Here is a 20,103-nt window from a genome sequence, read left to right on the forward strand (position 1 = left end):
CTCCGCATTCACCAGATGCGGCGCCGAAAACGTCCGCGACACCGTCGAGACATGCACCCCCGACGCCCGCGCCACATCCCGGATCGTCACCGCCATGACCCACCTCCCGCACTCCGGCGCACCGTAACGCAGGCGGTTGCGCCGCTACCAGAGACGGCTGAGGGCGATGACAGCGATGCTGCGACCGGTTGCTAGAAGCCTCACGAAGATCCTGACAGAAACCTGCAGCTCACAGGGGTGCGGCAAATTAGCTCTTGACGTTTCGGCCAGATGACGACACTGTGCAGTGCAACTGGTTGCAGTCTCCCGGGTTCCCCGGAGGCTGCCAGAAGGGAAAGACAACCCGTGAGCAGAACTCTTGTCACCGGGAGCGCAGGGCGCCTCGGGCGCAGCGTCGTGTCCGCGCTCGCCGCGGCGGGGCACGAGGTCATCGGAGTGGACCGGGCGCCGGGCACCCCCGCCGACGCCGCCGCGACCCTCCCCGCCGACCTGACCGACCTCGGCGAGGCGTACGAGGTGATCGCGAGGTTCCGGCCGGACGCCGTGCTGCACCTGGCCGCCATCGCCACCCCGTTCAGCCACAGCGACCAGGTGACCTTCCGCACCAACACCCAGCTCGCCTTCAACGTGTGCGACGCGGCGGTGGCGCTGGGCGTGGGCAAGGTGATCGTCGCCAGCAGCCCGACCGTGATCGGGTACGGCGCGCCGGGCGGCTGGACCCCCGCCTACCTGCCCCTCGACGAGGACCACCCGGCACGGCCGTGGAACGCCTACAACCTGTCCAAGCACGTCGCCGAGGAGACGATGCGCTCCTTCGCCCGCGCCGCCACCGGCACGAAGCTCGCGGCGGTACGGCCCTGCTTCGTGATCGCGCCGGAGGAGTGGGAGGGCGCGCCGACCCAGTCGGGCCACACGGTGACCGAGCGGCTGGACCGGCCCGAGATCGCCGGTGTCTCGCTGTTCAACTACATCGACGCCCGCGACGCGGCCGACCTGTTCATCACCCTGCTCGACAAGCTGCCCGGGCTGCCGAACGGCGAGACCTTCTTCGCCGGGGCCGCCGACGCGCTGGCCCGCGAGCCGCTCGCGGAGCTGCTGCCGCAGGTCATCCCCTCCACCGCGGGCTTCGCCGACACCCTCACCGGCACCGCCCCCGCCTTCTCCTCCGCCAAGGCCGAGAAGCTGCTCGGCTGGCAGGCCAAGCGCAGCTGGCGCACCGAACTTTCCTGATCTTTCCTGACGCAAGGAGCGACTGACACCATGAATCTCAGCGGAGTGCTGTTCTTCCCCGTGACCCCGTTCGACGCCGAGGGCGCGCTGGCCGAGGACGTGCTCGCCGAGCACATCCGGCGCAACCTCGCGCACAACCCCGGCGGCGTCTTCGTGGCCTGCGGCACCGGGGAGTTCGCCGCGCTGTCGCAGGCCGAGCACGCCCGCGCCGTGGAGGTGGCGGTCAAGGAGGCCCAGGGCGCGGTGCCGGTGCTGGCCGGGGCCGGCGGCCCGCTCGGCGCCGCCCTGGAGCAGGCCCGCGCCGCCCGCGAGGCGGGCGCGGACGGCCTGCTGCTCATGCCGCCCTACCTGGCGCCGAGCTCCGGGCCCGGGTTCGCCGCGTACGTGCGCGCGATCGCCGCCGAGCTCCCCGTGATCGTCTACCAGCGCGGCCCGGTGGTGCTCGACCCCGCCGCGGTGGTGGAGCTGGCCCGCATCCCCGGCGTGTTCGGCCTGAAGGACGGCCTGGGCGACATCGACCGCATGCAGCGCACCGTGCTCGCGGTCCGCAGGGAGATCGGCCCGGACTTCACCTTCTTCAACGGCCTGCCGACCGCCGAGCTGACCATGCCGGCCTACCGCGGCCTCGGCGTGGAGCTGTACTCCTCGGCGGTGTTCGCCTTCGCCCCCGAGATCGCCACCGCCTACTTCAACGGCGACGACCGGCTGCTGACGGAGTTCTACGCGCCCCTGGTCGAGCTGCGCAGCAAGGCCCCGGGCTACGCGGTCTCCCTGGTCAAGGCCGGGCTGCGGCTGCGCGGCCTGGACGTCGGCCCGGTCCGCGCCCCGCTGACCGACCTCACCCCGGAGCACCTGGCCGAGCTCGACGGGCTGCTCAAGCACGGCCTCGCCCTGGTGGGCGCATGATCAAGGACCTGCGGACCACCCTGCGGTCGGCGCCGCTGCGCCGGCCGTGGGGTGCGGACGTGCCGTACAACCACGTGATCGTGTGCGAGGTCGAGCTGGAGGACGGGCGGACCGGCACCGGCTTCTCCTGGACCCCGCAGATCGGGGCGCACGCCGTGCAGGCCCTGCTCGACCACGACGTCCGCGAGGCGCTGACCGGCCTGCCCGCCCACCCGGAGCTGGTGTGGGACCGGCTCGCCGTGCACCTGAGCGAGGCCGGGCGCGGCGGGCTGGCCACGGTCGCGATGGCCGGGGTCGACCTGGCGCTGTGGGACCTGCGCTGTGGGGCGTCGCCCCTGGCCGAGGTGCTCGGCCCGCGCCGGGAGAGCGTCCCGGTGTACGGCAGCGGCGTCAACCTGCACTACTCCCTTCAGGAGCTGGTCGAGCAGGCCGGCCGCTGGAAGGCCGCGGGCCACCCCGCCGTCAAGATCAAGGTGGGCAGGCCCGACCTCGCCGAGGACGTCGAGCGGGTCGCCGCGGTCCGCGAGGTGATCGGCCCGGACACGATCCTGATGATCGACGCCAACCAGCGCTGGGACCTGCACCGGGCCCGCCGCGCGATCGCCGCGCTGGAGCCGTACGGCCTGCACTGGATCGAGGAGCCGCTGCCCGCCGACGACGTCGCCGCCTACGCCGAGCTGCGGCGGAGCATCGGCGTGCCGGTGGCGGCGGGTGAGAACGTCTACACCGTCCACGGCTTCCGCGACCTGCTCGTCGCGGGCGCGTGCGACGTGCTCCAGCCGAACGTGGTCAGGGTCGGCGGGATCACCCCGTTCCTGCGCGTGGCCGAGCTGGCCCGCGCCTTCGACGTGCCCGTCTACCCGCACCTGCTGACCGAGCTGTCGGGGCAGCTGGCCCTGGCCCTGCACCACCCGGCCATGGTGGAGCTGGTCGAGGACGCCTCCCTGACCGACCTCGGGCTGCTGGCCGAGCCGTACCCGGTGCGGATCGGCGGCGCGGAGCTGCGCTCGGCGGGCAACCCGGGGCTGGGGCTGACATGGGCCCGGTGACCGGACCGGTGACGGACCTGATGGCAACTCCGATGACGGGCAGGGTGGCGGGCAGCGCGATGGGCGGGGAGAATCCCGGCGTGACCAGGGTTGTGCTCGCGGGCGCGTACGGCCACGGCCGCTCGCATCTGGAGAACCTGCGCCGCCTGACCGCGCAGGGCCTGGTCGAGCTGGCCGGGGTCTGCGACGTGCGCCCCGTGGAGGCGGAGTGGCTGCACGGCCTGGGCTCTCCCGCGCAGGCGCACCCCGACGACCTGGCCGGGCTGGTCGAGCGCACCGGCGCGGAGATCACGATCCTGTGCACGCCCATCAACACCCACGCCGACCTCGCGGTGACCGCGCTGCGCGCGGGCTCCCACCTGCTGCTGGAGAAGCCCCCCGCGGCCTCTCTGGCCGCCTTCGAGCGCATCGCCGCCGCCGTCGGGGAGACCGGCCTGGCCTGCCAGGTCGGCTTCCAGAGCCTCGGCTCCGCCGCGGTCCCCGCACTGCGCGAGCTGATCGCCTCCGGCGGGCTCGGCGAGGTGCGCGGCATCGGGGTGGCGGGGGCCTGGGAGCGGCCCGCCGAGTACTTCACCCGCTCGTCCTGGTCCGGCCGGCGGCGGCTGGACGGGCAGGACGTGGTGGACGGCGCGCTCACCAACCCGTTCGCGCACGCCACGGCCACCGCGCTGGCGGTCGCCGGGGCCGAGGAGCTCGGCTCGGTCGCCTCGGTCGAGCTGGAGCTGTTCCACGCCAACCCGATCGAGGCCGACGACACCGCCGCGGCCCGGATCCGCCTGGCGGACGGCCGGGCGATCACGGTGGCCGTGACGCTGTGCGCGACGGGGCGGAGCGAGCCGTACCTGATCGTGCACGGCTCGGCGGGCACGGCCCGGCTGACCTACACCACCGACGACCTCGACGGGACCGTCCACCCCCGGGCGAACCTGCTGGAGAACCTCGTCGAGCACGTCAGGACCGGCGCGGAGCTGCTGGTCCCGCTGGCCCGCACCGGCGCGTTCATGGAGTTCATGGAGGCGGTACGGCTGGCGCCCGACCCGCTGCCGATCTCCGACGGGCACCAGACGCTCCACCCCGACCGGCGCGAGCTGCCCGGCATCCGGGAGCTGACGGACCTCAGCGCCGAGCGGATGGCCCTGTTCTCGGAGCTGGGCACGCCGTGGGCGGCCGCCCCGGAGCCGGCCGCCGCCCCGGGAGCCGCACGTGGATGAGACGACCACCGGACAAGCGCAGGGGAGCGAGACGGTCATGCGGGAGACGCACGCGGACGAGACGGCCGCACGGGAGCGGGCGGGCGGCACGGCCGTCCGCGAACTGCGGGTCGCGGGCACGCCGGTGGCCTCCTACGTGTGGGAGCCCGACCTGCCGCCGGCCGACGCGCCGCGGCCGTACCTGCACCCGGTGCGCACGCTCGCGGGCACGGCGGTGACCGAGTACCGCCCCGACGACCACGTCCACCACCTGGGGGTCAGCCTGGCCGTCGCGGACGTCGGCGGGGTGAACTTCTGGGGTGGCCGGACCTTCGTCCGCGACCGGGGCGCCACCTGGCTGGACGATCACGGCCGCCAGCGGCACGACGCCTTCGACGAGCTTCCCGGCGGGTTCGGGGAGCTCCTGACCTGGATCGGTCCCGACGGCGCGACCGTCGCCCGCGAGGAGCGGACCGTGCTGGCCCGACCGGTGGCCGGGAAGACCCCGGCGGGTGCGTGGGCGCTGGACTTCTCCTTCGCGCTCACCGTGCGCGAGCCGCTGGAGATCAAGAGCTCGGCGTGCAAGGGACGGCCCGGGGCCGGGTACGGCGGGTTCTTCTGGCGCGCCCCCAAGGACGCGGCGGGCCTGGCCGTGTTCACCGGCGAGGGCGAGGGCGAGACCGCCGTGCACGGCAGCCGCACACCCTGGCTGGCGCTGGTCTCGGACGCCTGGAGCCTGGTCTTCGTCCAGGCCGGGCCCGTGGACCCGTGGTTCGTGCGGGTCGCCGAGTATCCCGGGGTCGGCCCCGCGCTGGCCTGGGACCGGCCGCTGGCCGTCGCGGACACGCTGCGGCGGCGGGTGGTGACGGCCGTGGCGGACGGGCGGCTGGACAGGGCCGCCGCCGCGGAGCTGGCGGCAACGGCGGCGGACCTGCCGGACCCGGCCGGGACCGCGGAGACGGCGCCGTGAAGGTCTTCGTCGCGGGCGACTCCACCGCCGCCACCTACCCGGTCACGCTCGCGCCGCAGGCGGGCTGGGGACAGGCGCTCCCGCTGTTCTGGGACGTGCCCGTGGTCAACGAGGCCATCCCCGGCGCCAGCGCGCGCAGCTCGATCGAGCGCCTGGGGATGTACGAGCGGATCATGGCCGCCATCGGGCCGGGCGACCTCCTGCTGATCTGCTTCGGCCACAACGATCCCAAGCACGACCAGGGCCGCTTCTCCGCGCCGTTCACCGGCTACCGGGACTTCCTGCGCCGCTACATCGACGGGGCCCGCGAGCGGGGCGCGCGCCCCGTGCTGGTCACCTCCGTGGAGCGGCGCACCTGCGGCCCGGAGGGGACGCACGGCTCCTACCCCGAGGCGATGCGGGCCCTGGCCGCCGCCGAAGAGGTGCCGCTGGTCGACCTGCAGGCCGCCAGCCTCCGGCGCTGGCGGGAGCTCGGCCCGGAGACGACCAAGGAGCTGTTCCTCTGGCTCGCCCCGCACCCCAACTACCCGGACGGCAGCGCCGACGACACCCACTTCACCGGGCGCGGCGCGATCGAGGCGGCCCGGCTGCTGCTGGAGGCGGCGGGCGACCTGCTCCCGCCCGCCGTCCGTACCCCCCAAGCCGACCTCATGGATTGGAGACCTGTCATGTCCGTGTGGAGCATCGACGCCCGCTCGGGTGAGCGGCGCCGCGAGTTCGCCTCCACCAGTGCCGAGGAGCTCGGCCTGGCCTGCCGCCGCGCCCACGAGCTGCTGTCCCGGCTGGACGAGGCCGGACCGCAGGGGCGGGCCGCGCTGCTTTCGGCCATGGCCGACGCCCTGGACGAGCGGGTGGACGCCCTGGTCGCCGCCGCCGACGCCGAGACCGCGCTCGGCCTGCCCCGGCTGACCGGGGAGGTCGCCCGGACCAGCGGCCAGCTGCGCCTGTTCGCCGAGGTGCTGCGCGAGGGCTCCTTCCTCGACGTCCGGCTCGACGGCGCCGACGGGGTCAAGCCGGACCTGCGCCGGATGAACATCCCGGTCGGCGTGGTCGGCGTCTTCTCCGCCAGCAACTTCCCCTTCGCCTTCAGCGTCGGCGGCGGCGACACCGCCAGCGCGCTGGCCGCGGGCTGCCCGGTCGTCGTCAAGGCGCACTCCCTGCACCCGGAGACCTCCGAGCTGACCCTGGCCGCCCTCCAGGAAGGCGCCCGCGCGGCGGGTTTCCCCGCCGAGGTCGTCCAGCTCGTCCACGGCCGTGAAGCGGGGGTCGCGCTGGTCAACAATCCCCTGGTCAAGGCGGTCGGGTTCACCGGGTCGATCGGCGGCGGGCGCTTCCTGTACGACGTGGCCAAGGCCCGTCCCGAGCCGATCCCGTTCTACGGCGAGCTGGGCAGCCTCAATCCGTTCGTCATCACGCCCGGCGCGGTGGAACGCCGCACCGAGGAGATCGCGGCCGGACTCGTGGCCTCGGCGACGCTGGGCGCGGGGCAGTTCTGCGTCAAGCCCGGCCTCGTCCTGGCCCCGGAGGGCAGCGGGCTGGTCGAGGCGATGGCGGGGCACCTCACCGAGCTGGGCCCGCAGGTGCTGCTCGGTGACAGCATCAGGGAGAGCTTCGAGTCGGGCGCGAGCGAGCGGGAGGCCGTCCCGGGCCTGCGCGTGGCGGCCACCGGGCAGGTGGGCGACAACGAGCGGCAGGTGACGGCGCGGCTGATGACCGGGCCCATCTCCCTCCTGGACAGCACCGAGCTGCTGATGGAGGAGTGCTTCGGGCCGATGACCGTGGTGCTCACCTACGACAGCGAGGACCAGCTGACCGAGGCGCTGGCCGCCGCCCCCGGCAACCTGACCGCGACCCTGCACAGTGAGCCCGAGGAGGAGAAGCTGGCCTCCCGGATCACGGCGGTGATGCGGGACCGGGCGGGCCGGCTGGTCTTCGACGCCTACCCGACCGGGGTCGCGGTCGGCTGGGCGCAGCAGCACGGGGGGCCGTACCCGGCGACCACCGAACCGTCGACCACCTCGGTCGGCAGCGCGGCGATCTTCCGGTTCCTGCGGCCGGTCGTCTACCAGAACTGCCCGGCGCACCTGCTGCCCGAGGCGCTGCGGGACGGCAACCCGTGGCGGCTCCCCCGCCGCCTGGACGGAGTGCTCACGCAGCCCTGACGGCGCGCCGGGGCGACCCGCCCCGGCGGTGCTCCGAGGGCGCGCCGGCGTCCCGCCCGCCCCTGCCCGACCAGACCCTCTCCCCTGGAGGCTCCGGCTCCGCACCCCGATCCGACCCTCGCGACCCCGGCGGGCTCACCGCTTCCGGGGTCGCGGTCATGCCCGAATTCAAGGATTGATGCAACCGCTTGTAATCCACATGCGCTATTTCTCAGGATCTATTGACGTGAATTAGGGATTACGTCAACGTTTCATGCAACCGATTGCCGCTCCTCCTCAAGGTTGCACATGCGACTTCTGACACTCCCCTCGGTGATCGTTCTGACGATCACCGCAGCGGCCGCACCGGCCGCCTCCGCCACCGGGTCCTCCACCGCCGGCCCCTCCGCCACCATCGTGGTCGCGGCCGACGGCTCCGGCGACCACCGGACCGTGCAGGACGCCGTCAACGCCGTCCCGGCCGGCAACACCAGGCCGGTCACCATCCTGGTCCGCGAGGGCACCTACAGGCAGCAGGTGCTCATCCCCGCCGACAAGCCGCACATCTCGCTGGTCGGCGCCACCGGCGACCCGAGCAAGGTCGTGCTCACCTTCGACGCCGCCGCCTCCACCCCTAAGCCCGACGGCTCCGGGACCTACGGCACCTCGGGCAGCGCCTCCTACGTGATCAGCGCGCCCGACTTCACCGCCCGCAACCTCACCTTCGAGAACTCCTACGACGAGGCCGCCAAGGGCAGCAGCCAGGCCGTGGCGGTGCGGACCACCGGCGACCGGCAGGTCTACGAGAACGTCCGGTTCATCGGCAACCAGGACACCCTCTACGCCAACACCGCCACCGCCGGCACCGTGGCCCGGCAGTACTTCCGCAACTGCTACGTCGAGGGCGACGTCGACTTCATCTTCGGCCGGGCCACCGCGCTGTTCCACAACTGCGTGATCAAGTCCCTCAACCGGGGTGCCGCCGACGGCAACAACGGCTACGTCACCGCGGCCAGCACGGAGATCTCCAACCCCTACGGCTTCATGATCTACCGCAGCCACCTGGTCAGCGACGCCCCCGCCAAGACCGTCCACCTGGGCCGCCCGTGGCCGGCCGGCGGCTCGGCCACCGCCCGGGGGCAGGTCCTGATCCGCGAGTCCTGGCTCGGCCAGCAGTTCAAGGACGCGCCCTGGACCGACATGTCCGGCCTGAACTGGCGGGACGCCCGGCTCTCGGAGTACCTCAACCGCGGCCCGGGCGCGGCGGTCAACAACGACCGGCCGCAGCTGACCAGGGAGCAGGCCGAGCGGTTCGACCCCGAGGACTACCTCAGGGGCACCGACGGCTGGGACCCCTTCCGCAGCTTCCCCTCCCGCTCCGACCAGCAGCTCGGCCGCCAGGTGCTCCCGAAGAACGACGGCTGGGCCGCGGCGGGCACCGGCACCACCGGCGGCTCGGCCGCCCGCCCCGAGAACATCTACACGGTCTCCACCAGGGCGCAGCTGCTCGCCGCGATCGGCAACCCCGCCGACAACACCCCGAAGATCATTTACGTGAAGGGCGCGATCGACGCCGACACCGACGACGCGGGCAACCCGCTCACCTGCGCGAGCTACGCGACGGGCGGCTACAGCCTCCAGGCCTACCTCGCCGCCTACGACCCGGCGGTCTGGGGCCGGGACAAGGTCCCCTCGGGCCCGCTGGAGGACGCGCGCAAGGCGTCCTACGAGAAGATGGCGCAGCACGTCACCATCACCCTCGGCTCCAACGTCACCCTCGTCGGCCTGGGCCGCGACGCCGCGCTGAAGAGCTTCGGCATCCGGATCACGAACGCCGACAACGTCATCGTCCGCAACCTCACCATCACCGACACCTCCGACTGCTTCCCGCAGTGGGACCCGACCGACGGCGACGGGGGCGCCTGGAACGCCTCCTTCGACAACGTCGAGGTCTCCACCTCCACCCACGTGTGGCTGGACCACAACACCCTCAACGACGGCGACAACCCCGACTCGGGCCAGCCGCTGTACTTCGGCAGGCCGTACCAGGTCCACGACGGGCTGCTCGACGTGGTCCGCGGCTCCAACCACGTGACGCTGTCGTGGAACCACCTGAGCGGCCACGACAAGGTGATGCTGATCGGCAACACCGACAACCCGACCAGGTACGCCGAGGCCGACAAGCTCAAGGTGACGCTGCACCACAACCACTTCGAGGGCCTGGGCCAGCGGACCCCGCGGGTGCGCTTCGGCCAGGTGCACGTCTACAACAACTACTACACCGGCTCGGACATCTACCTCTACAGCATCGGCGTGGGCTTCGGCTCGCAGGTCTACGCGCAGGCCAACGCCTTCGACGGCATCCCCGCCGAGAAGGTGCTCTCGGTCCTGAAGGGCACCGCGATCACCGCCAGGGACAACCTGGTCGACGGCAGGCCCGCCGACCTGGTCGCCGCCCACAACGCCGCGCACGACCCCGACCTCGGCACCGACGCGGGCTGGACGCCCGCCCTGGTCACCCGGGTCGACCCCGCCCGCGCGCTGCGCGGCATCGTCCCCGCACGGGCGGGCGCCGGACGCATCGGCTGACCGGCACCCCGCACGGCCCCTCCGGTACGGCCCGCGCCACCGCGCGGGCCGTACCCGTCCCACTCGGATGCGATGAGGGGAGTTCCGAAAGGCCGGCGGCCGCGTAGCCGGACGGACGCTGCCGGAGCCGCTGACCCCCGCCGCGGAAAGCGGCGACCGTCCGGCACCGCATCCGCGCCGGGAGGTCGTGAACGCGGTCTCCCGGGGACTCCACGGGTCCCACCGGAGCAGCAGGAAGCGGGAATCCTCGATCCCGGACCCACGGAGAGACCGTCCGTCTCCCCGGCATTGCCGTGAGCAATGAATATCGCTCACGGCAATGCCCTGCAAACGCCACTCCCCTTGCCGTCCCTCTGGCCGGGCACGTTCGCCGTCAGCCGTCGCGCTCCGGCAGCCCGCGGGGCAACCGGAGAATCGCGGGCGCCGTACCGGACGGCGCTGAAACTTACATGCCGGTTCCGGCGTCGCCGCAGGTCGCGCGGTCGCCCGCGACCGGCCGCCTTCCCGCTGCCGCAGGCCGCTCCTACGATCTGCGGAGCCGAGGACGGGAGCAGACGATGCGGAGAACCAGCGCCGTGCTGATGGCGCTACTGGCACTGGCGGCGGGCGTGGCGGTGCTGACCGCCGCGCCCGCCGGCGCCGACACCATCAAGGTCATGCCTCTGGGCGACTCGATCACCGGGTCCCCCGGCTGCTGGCGGGCGCTGCTGTGGAACCGGCTCCAGGACGCCGGGTACACCGACGTCGACTTCGTCGGCACCCTGCCGGCGCAGGGCTGCGGGGTGCCCCACGACGGCGAGAACGAGGGCCACGGGGGCGCCCTGGTCACCGCCGTGGCCGCGCAGAACCAGCTGCCCGCCTGGCTGGCGGCCACCCGGCCCGACGTCGTGATGATGCACTTCGGCACCAACGACGTGTGGAGCAGCATCGCGCCCGCGACGATCCTCGACGCGTACACGAAGCTGGTGGACCAGATGCGGGCGAGCAACCCGGCCATGAAGATCCTGGTCGCCAAGATCATTCCGCTTGAGCCGCCCACCTGCTCCGCGTGCGGGCAGCGCGCCGTGAACCTCAACAACGCGATCCCGGCCTGGGCCTCGGCCGTCTCCACCCGGCAGTCGCCGGTGGTCGTCGTCGACCAGTGGACGGGGTTCGGCACGGGCACGGACACCTACGACGGGGTGCACCCGAACGAGGCGGGCAACCAGAAGATCTCCGACCGGTGGTATCCGGCGCTGGCGGACCTCCTGTCCGGCCCCACCCCGACGCCCACTCCGACGGTCACGCCCACCCCGACGCCCACGCCCACCCCGACCCCGACGCCCACGCCGACCCCGACGGTCACGCCGGCGGGCGGCTGCACGGCGACGTTCACGACCGTCGGCCAGTGGCCGGGCGGCTTCCAGGGGGAGGTCACGGTCAAGAACACCGGAACCACCGCGATGAACGCCTGGACGGTCCGGTGGACCTTCGCCGACGGCCAGCGGATCGACCAGATCTGGAACGGCACGCTGAGCGTGAGTGGCACCGCCGTGAGCGTGCGGAACTCCGGCTGGAACGGCGCCCTCTCCCCCGGCGCGTCGGCCGCCTTCGGCTTCCTGGCCTCCTGGAACGGCGTCAACACCCCGCCCGCCCCCACCTGTGCGCCCGTGTAGCCGCCGCGCAGGTGGGGCATCGCGGACAGCACCGGGCGCCCCGGGGGCGCCGCCGTACCGGAGCGCCTGGTCCACGGCCGTACGGCCGGGCGTGGATCAGGCGCCGATCCTGCGGCGCACGTGTGCCGAGAGCCGGTCGACGGCGACGACGAGCACCATCGCCACCGCCAGGTGGGTGATCATCTCGCCGAACCGGAAGAGCTTGATCGACTGGTTGACGAGGAACGGCTCGGGGGCCGAGGCGTAGACGCCGCGCCAGCGCTCGCGCACGGCGAGGGGGCCGGCGCCCAGCAGGCGCGCGGTCTCGGCCAGGACGTGCCGGTCGAGCTCGTCGGAGCCGAAGGGGTCGGGCGTGGTGGCGTAGGCGTGGGTGTCGCCGATGACGAGATCGCCGTCCGGACGCTGGGTGAACATCAGGTTCAGCGGGGTGCTCACCGGCGGGCAGGACGCCACCGCGCTCGGCGCCGTCCGCCACACCCATCTGCTCCCCAGCGTGGCCGCCCTGCCCGCCCTGCTCTCGCCGGGCCACCGCCCGGAGTCCTGATCGACCGCGTGCCGTCCGGCCGTGCCGCGGGCTCCGGGCGGCGCGACGAGATCCGCCAACCGGTCCGGGACCTCAGTCGGTCAGCGGGCCGAACTCCTTGCGGGTGTCGATCACGTCGCCGAAGAGCTCCCACCGCTCGCCCTTGAACTCCATGAGCTGCATGGACTCGATGGGGAATCCGTCGTCCGCACCGGTGGTCATGGTCACCCCGGGCAGCAGCATGCCGACCTGGACGCCGCCGAGCGCGCGCACGGAGTCCCGCAGCCCCTCGCGCGTCGGGCACTTCGCCGCCTCCATCGCCTTGTGGAAGCTGCTGGCCACCGCCCACCCGAAGGTGTGGTACGGAACGGTCGGGTCGGCCTCGGGGACGTACTGCTTCATCTTCTCGTAGTAGAGCACCATCTCCGGGTCGTTCTTCCACTGCGGGTCGTTGGGGTCCTTGTAGTACGTGGCGGACACGATGCCCTGCACGTTCTCGAAGCCGACCGGCCGCAGCACGGTGATCGAGGCGGCGACGTTGTTGACGATGTGCAGCGGGTTCCATCCCGTGTTCTTGGCGTCGGCCGCCAGCGCCTGGGAGCCGAACCTCGGCGTCGTGATGTTGAGGAACACGTCGGCCCCGGACTCGGCGAGGTTGCGCATCTGGGGGTCGACGCTCGGGTCGGAGACCTCGTAGCTCTGCTCGGCGACCACCGTGACCCCGCTGCCGTCGATGGCGCGCTTGAACCCGCCGAACAGGTCCTTGCCGAAGTCGTCGTTCTGGTACAGCACCGCCACCTTGGCCTCGGGGCGCTCCTGCTTGAGGTACTGCGCGTAGACGCGGGCCTCGGAGACGTAGTTCGGCTGCCAGCCGATGGTCCACGGATGCGCGGTGTCGGTGCCCCACTTCGACGCACCGGTCGCGACGAAGACCTGGGGAACCTTGCGCTGGTTGGCGTAGTCCCAGGTCGCCGTGGTCGAGGGCGTGCCCAGTGTCTGGAAGAGGGCGAACACCTGCTCCTGCTCGACGAGCCTGCGGGCCTCCTCGACGGCCTTGGGCGGCTGGTAGCCGTCGTCGCGCACCACGAACTCGACCTTGCGCCCGCCGATCCCGTTCTTCTCGGCGTTGACGTAGTCGAAGTAGGCCTTGATGCCCTTGGGGATGTCGCCGTACGCGGAGGCCGGCCCCGACAGCGGGTAGATGCCGCCGAGCTTGATGCTCGTGTCGGTGATGCCGGTGGTCTGCTGGCCCTGGCACTGGCCCGCGGCCGTCGTCGCGCCCCCTCCGGTCTCCTCCCGCCCTCCGCAGGCCGCCGTGGCGAGCAGCAGGACCGCCGTCACCGCCGTACAGCCGATGGCAGATCGCCGCATTTCTTACTCCTTCCGGAGAATCTTCTTGGTCGAGCGCGCCACGCGGCCCGCCAGGCCGGCGAGACCGGTCGGAGCGACGTACATCACCGTGATGATCAGCAGGCCGAAGATGACGCCGGGTGCGGCGTCGTTGACGTCCTGGGAGATGCCGGGCACGAACATCACGAACAGCCCGCCCAGCAGCGGTCCCGAGAACGAGCCCAGGCCGCCGACGACGATGCCCGCCAGCAGCGTGATCGAGAGGGTGACCGCGAACGAGTCCGGCGAGACGAATCCGATGACCCAGGTGTAGACGGAGCCCGCCGCCCCCGCGAACATCGCGCTCCAGGCGAAGGCGAGCGTCTTGTAGAACGACAGCCGCACGCCCATGACCTCGGCCGCCGCCTCGTTGTCCCGGACGGCGTGCAGCGCCCGGCCGACCCGCGAGTGCAGCAGGCCGCGGGCCAGCAGGAAGGCCGCGACGGCCACGGCCAGCGCCAGGAAGTACAGCCACTGGTCCTCGGCCAGTCCCGTCCAGGCCGGCGGCGCCGGTTTGCCGAGCGTCAGTCCCATGGAGCCGCCGGTCACCGACTCGAAGCGTTTGAGCAGCGGCACCAGGAAGATCGCGATGGCCAGTGTCACGAGGGCCAGGTAGAGCCCGCGCAGGCGCATGGCGGGCAGGCCGAGCGCCAGGCCGAGCGCGAACGCCGTCGCGGCGGCGGCCGGCAGGGTCAGCACGTGCGGCACGTCCCACCGGTCGAGCATGATCGCGGTCCCGTAGGCGCCGACGGCGAAGAAGGCGCCGTGGCCGAGAGAGATCTGACCGGCGTGGCCGACGAGCAGGTTCAGGCCGAGCAGCGCCACCGCGTAGACCAGCACCATGGTGAACTGGAAGACGCGGAACGGCACGAGCTGGAACGGCAGGGAGCAGGCCACCGCGAGCAGCGCCGCCGCCACGATCCACCGCCGGCGCCCGGCGGCGATGCGCGCCAGGGCCCGTCCCCGGCCGGGCGCGTCGGCCCGCACGGGCTTCTCGGTCACCTCCGCCCGCCCGCTCATGCCCGCTCCACCGCCGCCCGGCCGAACAGTCCCTGGGGCCGCAGCAGCAGGATGCAGAGGATTATGATCAACGGCACGCCCACCTTGAGGTCGGATCCGATGACGTCGACGTACGCGCCGGCGAGCGTCTCGGCGACGCCGACGACCAGGCCGCCCACCACCGCTCCCCCGGGGCTGTCGAACCCGCCGAGGGTCGCCGCGGCGAAGGCGTAGATCAGGACACCGCCCATCATGTTGGGCTCCAGGAAGAGCAGCGGCGCCACCAGGACCCCCGACACCGCGCCGACGGTGGCGGCGAGTCCCCAGCCGAGCGCCAGCGTCCAGCCGACCCTGATGCCGACGAGCCGGGCCGAGGTGGGGTTGGCCGCCACCGCTCGCATCCCCAGGCCGACCTTGGTGCGCTGGAAGAGCAGGTACAGCAGGCCCATGACCACGGCGACCACCGCCATCACGCCCAGCGTCGAGTACCCCACGCTGAGCCCGCCGGCCTCGAGCGCGCCGCCGGGGAACGGGTTGGGGAAGTCCTTGATGAGGAACGACCAGATCCATCCGGCGGCGGCGTTGACGAAGATGAACAGCCCCACGGTGACGATCACCACGGTCAGCTCGGGGGCGCCTTCCACCGGGCGGATGACGACCCGCTCGATCAGCATGCCGCCCGCGAAGGACACCGCCAGCGTGAGCACCAGAGCCGGCCAGAACGGCAGGCCCGCCGCGGTGAACTGCCAGGCGATGTAGGCGGAGAACATCGCCAGCTCGCCCTGGGCGAAGTTGACGATCCCGGTGAACTGGTAGATCAGCACCAGTGCCAGGGCCAGGCTGGCGTAGATCGCGCCCGCGCCGAGCCCCTCGACGACCTGCTGCAGGAAGCCCACCATGGCTAGACCCGGTATCCGAGGTAGGACCGGGCGACCTGCTCGTCGGCCCGGATGCGTTCCGCCGATCCCGACAGGACGATCCGGCCGCTCTCCAGGACGTGCGCCTGCTGGGCCACGCCAAGGGCGAGATGGGCGTTCTGCTCGACGACGACCACGGTGGTCCGCTCCTCTTCGTTGACCGCCCGCACGATGCGGAACAGTTCCTCGGTGACCAGCGGGGCCAGGCCCAGGGACGGCTCGTCCAGCAGGAGCAGCCGCGGCCGCAGCATGAGGGCCCGGCCGATCGCCAGCATCTGCTGCTCGCCGCCGCTGAGGCTGCCGGCCACCTGCTTCAGCCGCGTCCGCAGCACCGGGAAGTAGGCGCAGACGCGGTCCAGGTCGGCTCCGACCGCACCGCGCCCCCGCCGTACGAAGGCGCCCAGGCGCAGGTTCTCCTCGACCGTCAGCGGCATGAACGTGCCGCGTCCCTCGGGCACGTGCGCGACGCCCTGCCGGGCGAGCGCGTCCGGTGAGCGCCGGGCCAGGCCGGTCCCGTCGAGCCGGACGTCGCCGCGTACCCGGATCATGCCCGACAGCGCCCGCAGCAGGGTCGTCTTGCCCGCTCCGTTGGGCCCGAGGATGGCGCAGATCTCCCCGCGGCCCACGGTGAGGTCCACGCCGTGCAGCACCCGGGCGTCCCCGTAGCCGGCGTGCAGGCCCTCGACGGCCAGGAAGGCGTCGCCGCTCATCCGGTCGTCCCCAGGTAGGCCCGCATGACCTCGGGGTCGCGCTGGACCTCGGCGGGCGGCCCTTCGGCGATCTTCCGGCCGAAGTTCAGGCAGACGACCCGGTCGCAGGTCCCCATGACGAAGCCCATGTGGTGCTCGACCACCACCATCGTCACGTCGAACTCCTCGCGGATCGCGCGCAGGGTGCCGGCGAACTCCCCGACCTCCGCGGAGTTGAGCCCGTTGACGGGTTCGTCGAGCAGCAGCAGCTCGGGGCGGCCGACCAGCGCCCGGGCCAGTTCCACCCGCTTGAGCGTGCCGAACGGCAGGCCCGTCGCCGGATGGTCGGCGACCCGGGTCAGCGCCAGCCGGTCCAGCACCCCGTCCGCCTCGGCGCGGAGCCGGGCCTCCTCCCGGCGGACCCGCGGAAGCCGCAGCGACGCGGTGAGGAACCCGGCCCCGCCGCGGTGGTGCGCGCCGACCAGCACGTTGTCGCGGACCGACATGTGCGGGAACAGGCCGAGGTTCTGGAACGTGCGCGCGATGCCCGCGGCCGCGATCGCGTGCGGCGGTACGGCCAGCAGGTCCTTCCCCTCGTACCGCACGGTTCCCGCATCGGCGTCGTACCGCCGCGTCAGGCAGTTGAACAGCGTGGTCTTGCCGGCGCCGTTCGGTCCGATGAGCCCGGTCATCTCACCGCGCCGCACGGAGAAGCCCACGCCGTCCAGGGCCGTGATGCCCCCGAAGCGGACGGTGAGACCGTGTACCTCCAGCATCCGGCCTCCTGTCGGGCCCAGGGAAGAACAATGTTCTGAAGTCGTGGTCAGCGTAGGTTCCGCCCGCCGGAGGCCGCATTGGGCACGGCCGCCCAAGATGCGGCGGAGCTGTTGTCCGCCGCGCACAGCATGCGTCTCGGACCTGTCACAAGTCGTTGACCGTCTGCCCGAGGCCAGGGATCATCCCGACATGTCCGGTGGCTTCAGCACGGAAACGCTCACCCCCGCGGAAGCGGTCAGCGCCGAACGCGCGCGCATCCTCGCCGAGATCCTCGACGACCTGGACGAGCTTGCCGGAGCCGCGGTCCGGGCGATGCGCGCCGAGATCCCGGCCTACGCCGCCCAGGACGAGGCGTTCCACGCCGACGTGCGGGACCAGGTCGCCCGGCACTACCGCAGCAAGCTGGCCGTGCTGCTCGAAGACCGCACGGTGATGCCCGACGACATCGCCTTCACCCGCCGGGCGGCGATGCGGAGGGCGCGGGCCGGGGTCGCCCTGGCCGACTACATCAACGCCTTCCGCGTCGGCCAGCAGGTTTTCTGGGAGTCGGTCATCGAACGCGCCGGGCGCTCGTCCGCCGGCCACGACGCCGCGCTCTCGCTGGCGGCCCCGCTGATGCGGTACTGCGACCTCGCCAGCACGCACGCGGCCAACGCGTACATGGAGTTCCAGCAGTACGCCGCCGCCGAGGCGGTGCGGGAGAGCCGGGACCTGCTGGAGACCTTCCTCGCCGGGGGCGCGCCCACCCGCGGCCGCCAGCTCGCCGTGGCCCAGGCGCACGGCCTCGCGCCCGACGCCGCCGCCCCGCTGCTCGTCGTGATCGCGGTCCTGCTGCCGCACGCTCCCGGGTCCTGCGGGCAGGCCGTACCGGCCGGCCCGGACCGCGGCGCCGACGCGCGGCACGCGGCGTGCGCGGCGATCGCGCGGACCTGGGGGAACGGGATGAGGACGTTGTCGGTCGTACGGCACTCGGAGATCGTGGCCGTCCCGGTGCTCGGCCCGGGAACCGGCCCACAGGAGTTGTGCGACCGGCTCCAGGCGGTGCGGGAGAACCTGCTCGGGGAGGAGATCGTCCTGGCCATGGGCGTCAGCACCGTGATCACCGGGACTTCCCGGATCCCGCAGGCCTACCAGGAGGCCCGCGCCGTCCTGGAGTTCCTCCCCGAGGAGGGGGGCATGGCGGCGCTCCCCAGGATCACGCCCTTCCAGTACCTGGCGCTGAGAGCCGACGACACCGCCCGGCACCTGGTCGATCCGCGGATCACCTCGCTCCTGGCCGAGGACCGGGCGCGCGGCGGCGTGCTCACCGCCACGATCCGGGCCTTCGCCGCCGCCGACCTGAACCTGCGCGCCGCGGCGGAGCACCTGCAGATCCATCCCAACACCGCCCAGTACCGCCTGCGGCGGATCCGCGCGCGCACCGGGCGCAACCTGCGCCGGATCAGCGATCTCGTCGACCTGCTCGTCGCGATCGCGCTCCACGACTCGCTGCCGCCGGGCACCGATTCCCGGCGGGAAAGACTGGCGGCCACGACCGATGATCGCCGCACGGGCCGGACGTACGGTCGTTTCCATGAACCTCGCTGACCGGCTCCGGCTCGCCGCCGAGCGACTCGCCGGGAGGACGGCCGTCACGCTCGACGGGGCGCAGCTCACCTACGGCGCGATGGAGCTGATGAGCGCGCGCGTCGCGGCGCTGCTGCGGCGGCGCGGTATCGGCGCCGGCGACCGGGTGGCGGTCATGCTGCCGAACGTCCCGGAGTTCGCGGTCGTCTACTACGGGGTGCTGCGGACCGGAGCCGTGGTCGTCCCGCTCGACCCGCTGCTGCGGAAACGGGAGATCGCCGCCTACGTCGGCGACTGCGGGGCCCGGCTGCTGATCGCCTGGCACGCCTTCGCCGAGACCGCCGAGGCCGGGACCGCGGGCACCGGCGCCGACTGCTTCTTCGTGGTGCCCGGGGAGTTCCCCCGCCTGCTGGGCGGTATGGCGGCCGAACGCGAGATCGTCCCGAGGTCCGCCGGCGACACCGCGGTCATCCACTACACCTCGGGAACGACCGGCCGGGCCAAGGGCATCGAGCTCACCCACGCCAACCTGGGGAGCAACGCCGCGACGGTCTCCCGCATGCACGCGCTCGGGGTGGACGACGTCGTCCTCGGCGCGCTGCCGCTCTACCACTCCTTCGGCCAGACCTGCTCGCTCAACGCGGCCGTCCACGCCGGCGCGCGCCTCACGCTGCTGCCGCGTTTCGAGGCGGGCCGCGCCCTGGAGGTGATCCGGCGCGACGGGGTCACGGTCTTCCAGGGGGTGCCCACGATGTACATCGCGCTGCTCGACCACCCCGGAGCCTCCGACATGTCGCTGCTGCGCGTCTGCGTCTCCGGCGGCGCCGCCATGCCGCTCGACGTGCTGCGGGCCTACGAGACCCGGTTCGGCTGCCCGATCGTGGAGGGGTACGGCCTCAGCGAGACCTCCCCGGTGGCCGCGACCAACCGCGCCGGCCCCGGCCGCAGGCCCGGGTCCATCGGCTGGCCCGTCAAGGACGTCGAGATGAAGGTGGTCGGCGAGGACGGCCGCGAGCTGCCGCACGGCCAGGTCGGCGAGATCATCGTCCGGGGCCCGAACGTGATGAAGGGGTACTGGAACGACCCCGCCGCGACCGCGGAGGTCATCCGCGACGGCTGGTTCCACACCGGCGACCTCGGCAGGGTCGACGGCGACGGGTTCTTCTTCCTCGTCGACCGCCGCCGCGATGTGATCATCCGGGGCGGGTACACCGTCTACCCCCGCGAGGTGGAGGAGGTCCTGTACGAGCACCCCGCCGTACGGCAGGCGGTGGTCGTCGGGATCCCCCACCCGGAGCTGGGCGAGGAGGTCGCGGCCGTGGTGACGCTGCGCGCGCCGGTCGGCCCCGACGAACTGCGCGACTTCGCCAAGGAGCGGATGGCCGCCTACAAGTACCCCCGCCGGGTCTCGTTCACCGACGAACTGCCCATGACCCCCACCGGAAAGGTCCTCAAACGCACCCTCGGGCTGTCGCTGAACGAGTAGCCCCGGACGCGCCGCCTAAGCCTTCTT

The 20,103-nt window shown here is 72.8% G+C and carries 18 protein-coding genes; 11 read left to right on the forward strand and 7 right to left on the reverse strand.

Annotated features, from left to right (window positions below):
- Positions 1-96, reverse strand: a 96-nt coding sequence (locus tag FHS22_RS33525) for a LacI family DNA-binding transcriptional regulator (protein WP_184948218.1), incomplete at its 3' end; no start/stop codon positions are given.
- A 249-nt stretch (positions 97-345) separates the two neighbouring features.
- Here FHS22_RS33525 and FHS22_RS33530 point away from each other — a divergent pair.
- The 8 genes from FHS22_RS33530 to FHS22_RS33565 all read left to right on the forward strand — a co-directional run bounded on the left by FHS22_RS33530 (position 346) and on the right by FHS22_RS33565 (position 11,730).
- Positions 346-1,230, forward strand: coding sequence for an NAD-dependent epimerase/dehydratase family protein (locus FHS22_RS33530; RefSeq protein ID WP_184948219.1), 885 nt, complete (start codon positions 346-348; stop codon positions 1,228-1,230).
- A gap of 30 nt (positions 1,231-1,260) precedes the next feature.
- Positions 1,261-2,136 carry a 5-dehydro-4-deoxyglucarate dehydratase gene (locus FHS22_RS33535; RefSeq protein ID WP_184948220.1) on the forward strand — a complete coding sequence of 292 codons (876 nt, stop codon included), beginning with the start codon at positions 1,261-1,263 and terminating at the stop codon, positions 2,134-2,136.
- Entirely contained in the window at positions 2,133-3,185 is a 1,053-nt protein-coding gene (locus FHS22_RS33540; protein WP_184948221.1) for a mandelate racemase/muconate lactonizing enzyme family protein, read from the forward strand. The genes FHS22_RS33535 and FHS22_RS33540 overlap by 4 nt, the downstream gene beginning before the upstream one ends.
- Positions 3,186-3,265: 80 nt before the next feature.
- Positions 3,266-4,396, forward strand: coding sequence for a Gfo/Idh/MocA family protein (locus FHS22_RS33545; protein WP_338048058.1), 1,131 nt, complete (start codon positions 3,266-3,268; stop codon positions 4,394-4,396).
- A complete protein-coding gene (locus tag FHS22_RS33550; protein ID WP_338048059.1) occupies positions 4,389-5,345 on the forward strand; it encodes a DUF6807 domain-containing protein in 957 nt (318 codons plus the stop codon). The genes FHS22_RS33545 and FHS22_RS33550 overlap by 8 nt, the downstream gene beginning before the upstream one ends.
- Positions 5,342-7,507, forward strand: a complete 2,166-nt coding sequence (locus FHS22_RS33555; RefSeq protein ID WP_184948222.1) for an aldehyde dehydrogenase family protein — start codon at positions 5,342-5,344, stop codon at positions 7,505-7,507. Before FHS22_RS33550 ends, FHS22_RS33555 begins: the two co-directional genes overlap by 4 nt.
- A gap of 288 nt (positions 7,508-7,795) precedes the next feature.
- Positions 7,796-10,075: a pectinesterase family protein gene (locus FHS22_RS38660; protein WP_260408551.1), complete on the forward strand. Its 2,280-nt coding sequence runs from the start codon at positions 7,796-7,798 to the stop codon at positions 10,073-10,075.
- 557 nt (positions 10,076-10,632) lie between these two features.
- A complete protein-coding gene (locus FHS22_RS33565) occupies positions 10,633-11,730 on the forward strand; it encodes a cellulose binding domain-containing protein (RefSeq protein WP_184948223.1) in 1,098 nt (365 codons plus the stop codon).
- A gap of 96 nt (positions 11,731-11,826) precedes the next feature.
- Here the strand turns inward: FHS22_RS33565 and FHS22_RS33570 are convergent, their stop codons facing one another.
- Entirely contained in the window at positions 11,827-12,144 is a 318-nt protein-coding gene (locus tag FHS22_RS33570; RefSeq protein WP_184948224.1) for a hypothetical protein, read from the reverse strand.
- Here FHS22_RS33570 and FHS22_RS33575 point away from each other — a divergent pair.
- Positions 12,137-12,274: a hypothetical protein gene (locus FHS22_RS33575; protein ID WP_184948225.1), complete on the forward strand. Its 138-nt coding sequence runs from the start codon at positions 12,137-12,139 to the stop codon at positions 12,272-12,274. The two genes, FHS22_RS33570 and FHS22_RS33575, sit on opposite strands and share 8 nt — an antisense overlap.
- 72 nt (positions 12,275-12,346) lie before the next feature.
- Here FHS22_RS33575 and FHS22_RS33580 read toward each other — a convergent pair whose 3' ends face one another.
- The 5 genes from FHS22_RS33580 to FHS22_RS33600 are packed head-to-tail and all read right to left on the reverse strand — an operon-like array spanning position 12,347 to position 17,023.
- On the reverse strand, positions 12,347-13,624 hold the full coding sequence (locus FHS22_RS33580; RefSeq protein ID WP_184948226.1) for an ABC transporter substrate-binding protein: 1,278 nt from the start codon (positions 13,622-13,624) through the stop codon (positions 12,347-12,349).
- A gap of 3 nt (positions 13,625-13,627) precedes the next feature.
- Positions 13,628-14,662 carry a branched-chain amino acid ABC transporter permease gene (locus tag FHS22_RS33585; RefSeq protein WP_184948227.1) on the reverse strand — a complete coding sequence of 345 codons (1,035 nt, stop codon included), beginning with the start codon at positions 14,660-14,662 and terminating at the stop codon, positions 13,628-13,630.
- The gene (locus FHS22_RS33590; protein ID WP_184948228.1) at positions 14,659-15,540 is read right to left on the reverse strand and encodes a branched-chain amino acid ABC transporter permease; all 882 of its coding nucleotides are present in this window, start codon (positions 15,538-15,540) and stop codon (positions 14,659-14,661) included. The genes FHS22_RS33585 and FHS22_RS33590 overlap by 4 nt, the downstream gene beginning before the upstream one ends.
- Before the next feature lie 2 nt (positions 15,541-15,542).
- A complete protein-coding gene (locus tag FHS22_RS33595; protein ID WP_184948229.1) occupies positions 15,543-16,268 on the reverse strand; it encodes an ABC transporter ATP-binding protein in 726 nt (241 codons plus the stop codon).
- Positions 16,265-17,023, reverse strand: a complete 759-nt coding sequence (locus FHS22_RS33600) for an ABC transporter ATP-binding protein (RefSeq protein WP_184948230.1) — start codon at positions 17,021-17,023, stop codon at positions 16,265-16,267. Before FHS22_RS33600 ends, FHS22_RS33595 begins: the two co-directional genes overlap by 4 nt.
- Before the next feature lie 190 nt (positions 17,024-17,213).
- On the opposite strand from FHS22_RS33600, the gene FHS22_RS33605 reads away from it, so the two are divergent.
- Both FHS22_RS33605 and FHS22_RS33610 read left to right on the forward strand, forming a co-directional pair.
- Positions 17,214-18,611 (forward strand): PucR family transcriptional regulator, encoded by a 1,398-nt coding sequence (locus tag FHS22_RS33605; RefSeq protein WP_184948231.1) that lies wholly within the window; start codon positions 17,214-17,216, stop codon positions 18,609-18,611.
- Positions 18,598-20,076 carry a long-chain-fatty-acid--CoA ligase gene (locus FHS22_RS33610; RefSeq protein ID WP_184948232.1) on the forward strand — a complete coding sequence of 493 codons (1,479 nt, stop codon included), beginning with the start codon at positions 18,598-18,600 and terminating at the stop codon, positions 20,074-20,076. Before FHS22_RS33605 ends, FHS22_RS33610 begins: the two co-directional genes overlap by 14 nt.
- Positions 20,077-20,103: the final 27 nt, after the last annotated feature.

The sequence above is a fragment of the Thiemannella venezuelensis genome (genome assembly GCF_014203605.1).
GTDB classification, from domain to species: Bacteria; Actinomycetota; Actinomycetes; order Streptosporangiales; family Streptosporangiaceae; genus Planomonospora_A; species Planomonospora_A venezuelensis.